This window comes from Janthinobacterium sp. PC23-8 (assembly GCF_002250505.1).
Classification (GTDB): domain Bacteria; phylum Pseudomonadota; class Gammaproteobacteria; order Burkholderiales; family Burkholderiaceae_D; genus Janthinobacterium.
This window is the reverse complement of sequence record NZ_NJGY01000003.1, coordinates 78,364-87,953: the sequence shown is the minus strand read 5'-3', so window position 1 is coordinate 87,953 and position 9,590 is coordinate 78,364. Positions and strand designations below refer to the sequence as shown.

The following is a 9,590-nucleotide window of genomic DNA, read 5'->3' as shown; positions in this document are numbered from 1 at the left end:
GCCACCCCGGCCGCGCCAGGCTTGCCGCTGCATCCGGCGGCGGCGCTGCAACTGGGCGACATGGTGCGCGGCTGGCTGCGCGACGGCGTCTGCCTGGCCGGACGCGACCTGGCCGGCGCCAGCCTGGCCGGCGCCAACTTCAACGGCGCCGACCTGCGCGAAGTGCTGCTCGAAGGCGCCGACCTGTGCGGCGCCAGCCTGGCGGGCGCCAATCTGCAGCGCGCCGTGCTCAGTGGCGCCTGCCTGGACGGCGCGGATTTATCGCACGCCGACCTGGCCGGCGCCAACCTGTCGGCCAGCAGCGGCCGGGCGGTGCGTTTCCGGCACGCCAACCTGCGCGGCGCCACCGCCATCGGCGCCAGCTGGCCGCAGGCCGATCTCACCGGCGCCACGCTCGACGACCTGATCGCGCCCAGGCTCGATCTGGAGCGGGCGATACTCGACGATATCAGTGCCCGGCGCACTCTGTTGCTCGACGCGCGCGCCGACGGCAGCAGCTGGCGCCGCGCCACGCTGGAGCAAACCATGCTGTTGCGCGCCAGCCTGCGCCACAGCGACTGGCGCGCCGCCACGCTCACCAAGGCGGTGCTGATCGAAGCCGACATGCGCGCCAGCCGCTGGGATGGCGCGCGCTGGCTGGCGGTACAGGCCACCGGCACGGCCAGCTGGCAGGACGCCACACTGTGCGGCGTGCGCGCCGACGCCTGCGGCCTGCATGGCAGCAGCTGGGTCGCGGCCGACCTGCGCGGCGCGCAGTTCCTGCGCTGCGACTTCGGCAGCTGCGACATGCGCCATGCGCGCCTCGATGACGGCGTGTTTTCACATTCGCTGTTCATGCGCTCGCGCCTGCACTGCGTCAGCGCGCAGCGCGCCGACTTTTACCAGGCGTTGTGCCGCAAGACCGATTTTTGCGGCGCCGATCTGACCGGCGCCAGCTTCGTGCGCTGCGAGTTGAGCGAATCGGTGGCCCCCGACGGACGCATCGCGCGTCCGAGAAAGGCCGCCTGATGCCGTGGACCGCCATCGACAAGGCCCTGCGCCTGGAGCGCCCCGTGCATGCGCAGGATCTGGCCGCGCTCGACGCGCGCGGCCATGCGCTGGGCGGCGCCGTCTTCAACCAGTGCCGGCTGGCCGGCGCCTGCTTCAGCCGGTGCGATCTGCGCGGCATCCGCTTCATCGACTGCGACCTGCGCGACGCCGATTTCAGCCATGCCGACCTGCGCCAGGGCGCTTTCATCGACTGCCAGCTGGCTGGCGCGCGCTTCGGCGCCAGCCAGATCGACGGCAACTGCTGGAGCGGCTGCGACCTGCGCGACAGCCTGTGGCAGCATGTGCGCCTGGCCAACAGCGCCATCGTCAACAGCATGCTGGCCGGCGCCAGCCTGCACGGCGCGCGCTTCGAGCGCGTGGCGCTGCTCGACAACCAGCTGGGCGGCGCCGACCTGTCGCAAGCGAACCTGCTGCACACGGTGATCAATCCGGCCGACCTGCGCGAGGTCGCGCTCGGCGGCCTGCGCGCCGACGGCGCGGTGCTGATCGCGGCGAACTTCCGCAACAAGCCGATGGCCGGCATCGTGCTCGAGCGCTGCACCATGCAGCAGGCCGACTTCAGCGGCGCGGACCTGCGCGGCGCCGTACTGAACGAATCGAATTTTCATCAGGCGCGCTTTGAAGGCACCTGCATGCATGGCGCCAGCGCGTTGCGCGCAATGTTCCTCAAGGCCCGTTTCGAACGGGTCGACCTGGCCGGCGCGCAACTGGCAGGCGCCATCTTCCAGCAAGCCACGCTGTCGGACGTGCGGCTCGACCAGGCCGCCCTGGCGACCAGCGTCTGGAACGCCAGCAGCCTGCACTGCGTGTCGTACGCGGGCGCGGACCTGCGCTACAGCCAGTTCGAACACGCCAGCGGCAAACACCTCGATTTCAGCGGCGCCTGCCTCGATTACAGCAATGTTCACAACGCCTCGCTGGGCGACGGCTGCGGCCGTGCCGCCAGCCGCCGGCGCCAGCGCGGCACCGATCCGGTGCTGCTGGCGGCGCAGAGCAGAACCCTCACCCTGGAGAAACAATGATGCCTTTCACTACCAAGAAACCCTTGGCCCAGGCGCCGGCGCCGCTGATCTGGCAAGACGCCCAGGTCGCCGTGCAGCTCGAAGCCCACAGCTTCCTGCTCGACGACGGTCGCCTGGCGCGCCAGGCCACCAGTTGCCTGCTCACGCCGCAGGCGGGCGACCGCGTGCTGAGCGTCAGCGGCCGCGACGGCACAGCGTTCATCGTCCATGTGCTGCAGCGCAACGAGCTGCAGGCAGCAAGCCTGGGCGTGCCTGGCGCACAGCAGCTGACCATCGCGCAAGAGCGCATCACGCTGTCGGCCAGCGACCAGATCGAGGTCCACGCGCTGCGCAACATCGACGTGACGGCGGCGACCGGCGTGCTGAGCATGGCGTGCGGCAACCTGTTCATGACGGTCAATGAAACGCTGGTGCAAAACACGCGCAACTTTATCGGCAAGGCCGGACAGTACCTGCTGGAAGTGAAGCAGCTGCTGCGCCTGCATGGCCAACAGACCATCCTGACGGCCGACAAGGACATCAAGGTGGATGCCGAACGCATCAACATGGGCTGAAGCGCCCGCGACTTTTTCCAAGGATGAACCATGTTTGCCAATAACAGTCTTGCCGCCTTGAATATGTGTACCGTGCCCGACATCTGCGAAACGCCGATGGCGGTGGTGGTCGAAATTCCGATTCCCTACCCGAACCTGGCCGCCTCGACCTTGCATATTCCCTCCGTGTTCAACCTGATGTTCGGACCCGGCCTGGCCGAAAACCTGCTGACCAGCGGCACCATCAGCCTGGGCGACTTCGGCGGCCTGTTCGGCGGCTTGATGTCGGGCGTGTTCATGGGGCCGGACCGCTACCTCCTGGGCAGCATGAAAGTGCTGGCGGGCGGCATCTTCGCCTCGCGCATGACCTCGCTGACGGGCATGAACGGCATGCCGTTCAACACCATCGGCCTGACCATCACGCCGGCCCAGCCGCGCGTGCTGCTGCTGAGCTGAGCATGCGCGCCGCTCCCGCCGCCATGCTCGCCGCCCTGCTTGCCATCACCGCCGGCTGCACGGCGACGGCGCCGCCAACGGCGCTCAAGTCGATCACGCTGGTCGCTGAAGTGAAGGCCAATGGCAACACCGCGACCGAACTCGACATCGTCTTCATCTACGACAGCAAGGTGCTGGACATGATGCCGCAGCTGGCCAGCGACTGGTTCGCCAGGAAGGACGCCCTGATGAAGGGACTGGCCACCGCCATCGAGGTCGTGTCGCAGGGCATGCCGCCGATGAAAGTGCTGGCCCTGCCGCTGCCGAAAGACTATGCCAGAGCCATCGCCGTATATGGCTATGCCAATACCCTCAGTACCGACGGCCAGCCGCGCTGCGACCTGACGCCGTATCAACAGATGGCGCTGTGGATCACGCCCGACAGCGTGATCTGCACCAATCAATAAGGAGACCCAAGCATGGCCATGACGAAGCTGTTACCGGATGCGGTCCAGTGGCATGAAGGCATGATGATGTCGCCGCATCATTTCCAGCAGAACGACATTTACTGGCAGGAGCATCTTTGCCACCGCCTGCGCGCGCTGCATCCGCATTCCTGGGGCCTGCTGCACCTGCGCTACAGCCTGATCAACAATATGCTGCGGATCAGCGAAGTCGACTGCATCCTGCCCGACGGGCTGTCGCTGCAATGCAGTACCGCCACCCAGAACGGCGGCACGGCGCTGGAGTACGACGCCAGCGGCAAATGCGACAACGATGGCGCGCCACTGCGGCTGTGGCTGTGGGTGCGCGCGCGCGGCGCCGCCGGCGCCCTGGCCGACGACCCGGAGCGGCGCTACAACCCGGTACTGGGCGCGCGCGTCAGCGATGAAAACACGGGCGGCAATGAAATGGAAATAGAACGGCTGCAGGTCCAGTTCAAGCTGCATCTGTCGGCCCTGTCGCCGTCCGACGATTCGGCCTGCCCGCTGCTCGAACTGCGGCGCGTGGACGGCACGCTGCGGGTGACCGCCTACCACCCGCCCATGCTGCGGCTCGATGCATCGACCTTCCATGGTGAACAGCTCAGCCTGCTCAACAAGCTGGCCCGGCTGAACCAGTCGCTGTGGTCCAGGGTCGGCGAACTTGCCGGCGGCGGCGACGACGGCATCGCTCCCGAGGCCGTGCGCCGCCTGGCGGGCTGCCTGCCGCTGCTGTCGGCCAGCCTCGACGCGAAGTTGCACCCTGCCCGCCTGTATCCGGTGATCGCGCAACTGGTCGGCCAGGCCAGCAGCATCGGCACGCAGGTGCTACCGCTGTACATGCACCCTTACCAGCACGATAACTGCATGCCGCAGTTCCAGCTCGCCTTCGACTTCATCCGCGACCGCCTGGCCTTGCTCGAAAGCCGCTACCAACTGCTGCCGTTCACGCTCGACGCGGCGCACGCCGCGCAAGACATGGGCCGCTTCGAACTGCTGCTGCCGGCCAGTGCGGACGGCACGCTGATCATTGCCCTGAAAGGACGCGGCAACCAGACCGAGCAGCAAATGGCGGCATGGCTGGAGCAGGCCGTCATCGTCGGCGCGGCGCTGGCGCCGATGCTGGAAAAATCGCGCTTCCAGGGTGCCGTGGCGCGCCCGCTGACGGCGCGCGAGCGCCAGCAATGCCTGGCGCCCGCGCAGCTGGTGCTGCGCGCCATCGACAACCTGCCTGTGACGCCGCAGCCCGGAGCGCCGATGGCCTTCGCACCGGGACAGCCGCTGCTGATCAGCGGCCCGCGCGCGGCGCAGATGCCGGCCCAGATCCTGCTGTACCAGCAGCGTGCGGCAGCGCCCGGCGAGGCGGCGCCCGTCCATGACTGAGACGCCGGCACGCCATGAACCGGCGCTGGCGGCGGACGGCGCCGGCGCCTGGCTGTTCCTGGGCGACTGCGCCGATTTCTACGAAGAGATCGCCAGCCTCAAGCGGGCCTGCGCGGCTGAGCCGCCCCCTGCGGCGGCGGCCGCTGCCGTCTCGCCGGCGCAACAGGCGCGCCGCGCCAGCGCCCATCTGCTTGCCATGCTGCGCCGGCAGGAGCAGGCGTTCGTCCAGGATGCGTCCGAACAGGAGATACGCGCGCGGCGCGTGGTGACGTATCTGATGGCGGCGCTGGCCGACGAAATCTTCCTGCTGGAACTCGACTGGCCAGGGCGCGAGGCGTGGCTTGAGGTGCTGCTGGAGCGGCAGCTGTTCAAGACCAGCACCTCGGGTACGCGCGTGTTTCGCCTGGCGCGCGACCTGACGCAGGCAGGCGTACGTGGCCCGCTCGGTGCGGAGCTGGCCGCAGTGCTGCTGTTCATGCTGGCGCTGGGCTTCAAGGGCTGCTATCGCGGTCGCGGCGGCGAAGCGGCCCTGCGCCAGATCCGCGCCGATCTGTACCGCCTGCTGCCGGCGTCTGCCTCCGGCGCCGCACCGGCTTTCGGCCAGGCCTACAGCCACGACCTGCGGCATGGCCAGGACGAGCGCCTGGCGCCCCTGTCGCCGTGGTTCATGCTCGCTGGCTCGGCGCTGGCGGCCGACCTGGTGCTGACGCTGGTGGTATGGCTGGTATTGATGTATCCGTTTGAACAATATATCGGCGCGTAAGCGGCCGGTGCTGGAGCAGCCTGATGGGGACAGTCTTTCAATTTGTGGCAGCCGCTGCGCTGCTCGCCGGCCTGCTGGCCGCGTGCCTGGTCTGGCGCGCGCGCCGGCCGGTCGCGCCGCAGCCCGTGTGCTGCGGCGAGCCGCTGCCCGACACCCCGGCGCCGCCATCGGCCTGGCGCAAGCTGGCGCGCGCCCTCGATTTCCTGCGCACGCGGCGCGAATGGCGCTACCGCCAACCCTGGCTGCTGGTGCTGGGCCAGCAGGGCGCTGGCAAAAGTAGCCTGCTGGCCTCGCTGGCGGCGCACTATCGGCGCCTGCCGCAGGGCCGCGAAAAGCAGTTGGCCATTGCCGGCTGCACCTGGCAGTTCGCCGGCAGCGGCTCGCTGATCGATGCGCCGGGCGCGTGGATGACGGCAGATGCGGCAGGCCAGTCCGGCAAGGCGGCCATGGAATGGCGCCGCGTGCTGGGCGAACTCGATGCGCTGCGCCCCGAGCGCGCGCTCGACGGCCTGCTGCTGGTGGTATCGGCCGCCACGTTGCAGGCGGCCACCCTGGCAGAGCGCGACGCCATGGCCGCCGGCGTCACCCAGCAATTGCGCAGCATCGCGCAACGCTTCGAGTTCGCGCTGCCGGTGTATGTGGTGATCAGCCAGAGCGACGCGGTGGCGGGCTTTGGCGCCTTCTGGCGCGCGCAGCCGCTGGCCTTGCGCCAGGAGATGGTGGGCTGGTCGGCGCCCGGCCAATCGGGCAACGGCCTGCCGCGCGACTGGGCCAACTGCGCCTTCGACTACGTCGGCGCGCAGTTGAAAGCGCTGCAGATGCAGGCCGCCGTGCATTGCGAACAGATCGCCGCCGCCGACCTCGATCCGGCGTTTCTGTTTCCCCGCCATCTGCAGCAGTTGCGCGCGCCTTTCACGCACTGGCTGACGGCGGTGTTCCAGCCGGAACCGTGGCAGGCTGGCCTGTTCTGCCGCGGCATTTACTTTACGGGCGCCGTCGGCGGCGCGCCGGCGCCCGACGGCGCGCGCGACGACGTGGCCTTTATCGACCATCTGCTGGTGCGCAAGGCGCTGGCCGAGCGCGGGCTGGCGCGTCCCACCCGCCAGGGACTGTGGTCGCGCAACGCCACCATCGGCCTGCTGCAGCGCGCCGCTGCAGCACTGCTGCTGGCCTTGCTGGTGCTGCAACTGCTCAGCGTGCTGGCGATCCGGCGCCAGGTCAGCGAAGTGGTGGCCGCGCTGTCGCAGCTGCAGCAGATCGAGCAGCCGCTTGCCGCCGGCCCCTGCGCCGGCCAGGCGGCGGCGCTGCAGGTAATCGAACGCATCGCCGCGATCGATGCCGAGGCGGGCCGCTGGACCATCCCGGTGTCGCTGGTCGACACGCGCCTGGTGCGCAAAAGCGCGCGCCAGCTGGCCGACGGCGCCTTGCGCCATGTGGTGATGCCGGCCCTGGCCTGCCAGCTGCGCCAGCGCGCCGACGCGCTGCTGGCCAGCGCCACCACCGGCGCCAAGGCGGCCGACGCGGGCAGTTATGCGCAAGCGCGCTCGGCCATGTTTGCCTACATCGACCAGCTGGAACAGTTCGAGCGCAACACCGTGCGCTTCAACCGCCTGGGCGGCAATGCGCCGTATCCGGCAGGCGCCTTGCCGCTGTCCGACTTCACGGCGCTGGCCAGCTACGCCTTCGGCCAACCGTTGCCGGCCGCATTGAAAGTGCGCGCCGGCCTGCTGCCGGCGGTACTGGCCTACAGCCGCGGCAATGCGCCGCTGGCCGTGCCCGACACGCTGCGCCAGAGCGCCAGCGAGCATATCGTGCGGCAGGCACAGGTCACGCACCGCCAGCTGGACCAGGAACTGCGGCAAGGCGGCGTACTGCTGGGCAAACTGGACAAATTTGAAGAGCCGCTGCTGGCGCACACGCGCGAGCTGACGCGCTGGCTGAACTGGGTCGGCACGGCCTGGCTTGGCTCCAGCCTGGAACGCAATCCGATCGCCGCCATGCGCGGCGAACTGGCGCAGCGGCTCGATCCCCTCAAGCGTTTGTACGGCTATGCGCCGGCGCCGCTCGACGCGGCCAGCGAACAGTTCGACGCCGCGCGCCAATATCCTGGCGCCATGCGCACGCTGGCCGAAATGCAATTGCCCGTGTATGGCCCGCTGTTTACCGAGCAGGACAGCTCGCTGCGCCTGAACCCGGCGCTGAGCGCCGAACTGGGCGGCCTTGATGCGCTGCTGGGCCTCGGTTTCATGCAGGCCACGCCGAACGAGGCGCTGGCCTGCAATCCGACCAGCACCGGCTGGAGCACCAGCCAGCTGGGCATGGCCGCCACGTATGCGCAGGAATACGAAAAATTTGCCGCCACCCAGGCACTGGCGCCGCTGACCTCCGCCGGCGGCGCCGCTGCGCGCCCGCTGTATGACCGGCTGGCGCGCCATCAGCTGGAACTGGTATTGAACGACAACGTGACGCTGGCGCAGCTGGCGGCAACACCCGGCGCGGCCCAGGCGGGCGTCGGCTACACGGCACCGGCCGAATTGCTGATCGACAAGCGCAGCGCCAGCTTCGCCAGGGCGGTGCAGCCGCTGCTGGGCTTGCAGCGCACGTATGCCGAGCTGGGCTTTGCGAGCCGGCTGGTTTTTGCGCAGTGCACGCGCAACTTCGCCTCGTCCAGCCTGGGCCAGATCCAGTCGCTGGCCGAGCAGGGCCAGTTGTACCAGCCGCCGGCCACGCCCTCGAGCGGCGCAGCGGGCCGCCGCGACGCACCTTTTTTCGATCTGGGCGGCGCCCCCGAGGTCAAGGACTATCTGGCGCGCCAGTCGGAACGGGCGACAGTACTGGCGCAGTATGCGGCACCGTTCGTCAGCTTCCTGCTCAATGCGGATACGCCCGGCGCGCCTGGCGCACCCGGCACGCAGGGCCTGCCTTACTGGGCCAATACGATCGACGCCCTGAGCCTGTATGCGCAAAAGGACAGCAGCAGCCAGGTAGTCTCGCTCGACAGCCTGATCGCCAAACAGCTGCCGGGCATGAGCGGCGCCAACTGCGGCCCGGTGCTGGCCGCGTACACCTCGCCGGCGGCGGGCAACGACCTGTTCTCGCTGCGCCGCCAGCACCTGGAACAGCAGATCAAGCTGCGCTGCAAGGGCGTGCGCGAGATGCAAGGCTACGACGCCTACCAGGCCTGGGCGTTGCGCTTCAACCAGGAACTGGCTGGCCGCTACCCGTTCGGCCCGCTCGACAGCAATGACGGCGCGGCGCCGGTGGTGAGGAAATTTTTCAGCGATTACGGCGCCGGCCGGGCCGAACTGCGTCAGAAGCTCGACGGCCTGAACGACCGATACTGGGACCAGGCGCGCGCTTTCCTGGACCAGCTCGATGCGGCCGCCGCATTTTTCGGCGCCACCCTGGTCGGCCAGGATGGCGCCGAGCCGGCAGCGATCAAGCTGGGACTGAGCTTCCGCGCCAGGCCCGGCGATTCACCGCTGAGCAACCAGATCGTGCGGTGGAAGCTGCGCTCCGGCATGCTGTTGGCGGGCATGCCGAACTTGCCCACCAGCATAGACTGGCAATATGGCCAGCCACTGAGCGCCAGTTTCGAGTGGGCCAGCGAATCGTCGCTGCGCCCGCTCAAGGATGGCGCGCAGCCCGACCTGCGGATCGACGGCGCAGTGGCCACCTACGGCGCCAGCGGCGAATGGGCCTTGCTGCGGCTGATCGACAGCCACCGGCCCGACAAAGGGGACGGCACGCCGTACCAGATGCAATTCAGGATGCCGGTGTCGGGCGCCAGCCAGCCTGCCGGCGCCGGCAGGCCTGTGGCCGACCTGTATATCAACCTGACCCTGAGCAGCGGCGGCAAGACGCCGGCCAGCCTGAAAATACCGCGCCCGTTCCCACGCAGCGCCCCACATTGACCAACCAC

The 9,590-nt window shown here is 69.0% G+C and carries 8 protein-coding genes; all 8 read left to right on the top strand.

The window, feature by feature from the left end:
• A partial coding sequence (locus CD932_RS29470) for a pentapeptide repeat-containing protein (RefSeq protein WP_254926688.1) occupies positions 1-1,008 on the top strand: 1,008 nt, incomplete at its 5' end.
• Positions 1,008-2,072, top strand: a complete 1,065-nt coding sequence (locus CD932_RS19980; protein ID WP_094444575.1) for a pentapeptide repeat-containing protein — start codon at positions 1,008-1,010, stop codon at positions 2,070-2,072. The genes CD932_RS29470 and CD932_RS19980, both read left to right, overlap by 1 nt.
• The gene (locus CD932_RS19975) at positions 2,069-2,626 is read left to right on the top strand and encodes a DUF3540 domain-containing protein (RefSeq protein WP_094444574.1); all 558 of its coding nucleotides are present in this window, start codon (positions 2,069-2,071) and stop codon (positions 2,624-2,626) included. Before CD932_RS19980 ends, CD932_RS19975 begins: the two co-directional genes overlap by 4 nt.
• Positions 2,627-2,656: 30 nt before the next feature.
• Positions 2,657-3,061, top strand: coding sequence for a PAAR-like domain-containing protein (locus CD932_RS19970; protein WP_094444573.1), 405 nt, complete (start codon positions 2,657-2,659; stop codon positions 3,059-3,061).
• A 2-nt stretch (positions 3,062-3,063) separates the two neighbouring features.
• Entirely contained in the window at positions 3,064-3,507 is a 444-nt protein-coding gene (locus CD932_RS19965; protein ID WP_094444572.1) for a hypothetical protein, read from the top strand.
• 18 nt (positions 3,508-3,525) lie between these two features.
• Positions 3,526-4,905, top strand: coding sequence for a type VI secretion system baseplate subunit TssK (gene tssK, locus CD932_RS19960; protein ID WP_176461071.1), 1,380 nt, complete (start codon positions 3,526-3,528; stop codon positions 4,903-4,905).
• Positions 4,898-5,668 (top strand): DotU family type IV/VI secretion system protein, encoded by a 771-nt coding sequence (locus tag CD932_RS19955; RefSeq protein ID WP_094444570.1) that lies wholly within the window; start codon positions 4,898-4,900, stop codon positions 5,666-5,668. The genes tssK and CD932_RS19955 overlap by 8 nt, the downstream gene beginning before the upstream one ends.
• 23 nt (positions 5,669-5,691) lie before the next feature.
• Positions 5,692-9,582 (top strand): type VI secretion system protein, encoded by a 3,891-nt coding sequence (locus CD932_RS19950; RefSeq protein ID WP_094444569.1) that lies wholly within the window; start codon positions 5,692-5,694, stop codon positions 9,580-9,582.
• Positions 9,583-9,590 lie beyond the last annotated feature (8 nt).

Coding starts and splice junctions, on each gene's coding strand:
- CD932_RS19975 (WP_094444574.1), top strand. CDS start 2,069: ATGATGCCTTTCACTACCAAGAAACCCTTGGCCCAGGCGCCGGCGCCG.
- CD932_RS19950 (WP_094444569.1), top strand. CDS start 5,692: ATGGGGACAGTCTTTCAATTTGTGGCAGCCGCTGCGCTGCTCGCCGGC.
- CD932_RS19970 (WP_094444573.1), top strand. CDS start 2,657: ATGTTTGCCAATAACAGTCTTGCCGCCTTGAATATGTGTACCGTGCCC.
- CD932_RS19980 (WP_094444575.1), top strand. CDS start 1,008: ATGCCGTGGACCGCCATCGACAAGGCCCTGCGCCTGGAGCGCCCCGTG.
- CD932_RS19955 (WP_094444570.1), top strand. CDS start 4,898: ATGACTGAGACGCCGGCACGCCATGAACCGGCGCTGGCGGCGGACGGC.
- CD932_RS19965 (WP_094444572.1), top strand. CDS start 3,064: ATGCGCGCCGCTCCCGCCGCCATGCTCGCCGCCCTGCTTGCCATCACC.
- tssK (WP_176461071.1), top strand. CDS start 3,526: ATGACGAAGCTGTTACCGGATGCGGTCCAGTGGCATGAAGGCATGATG.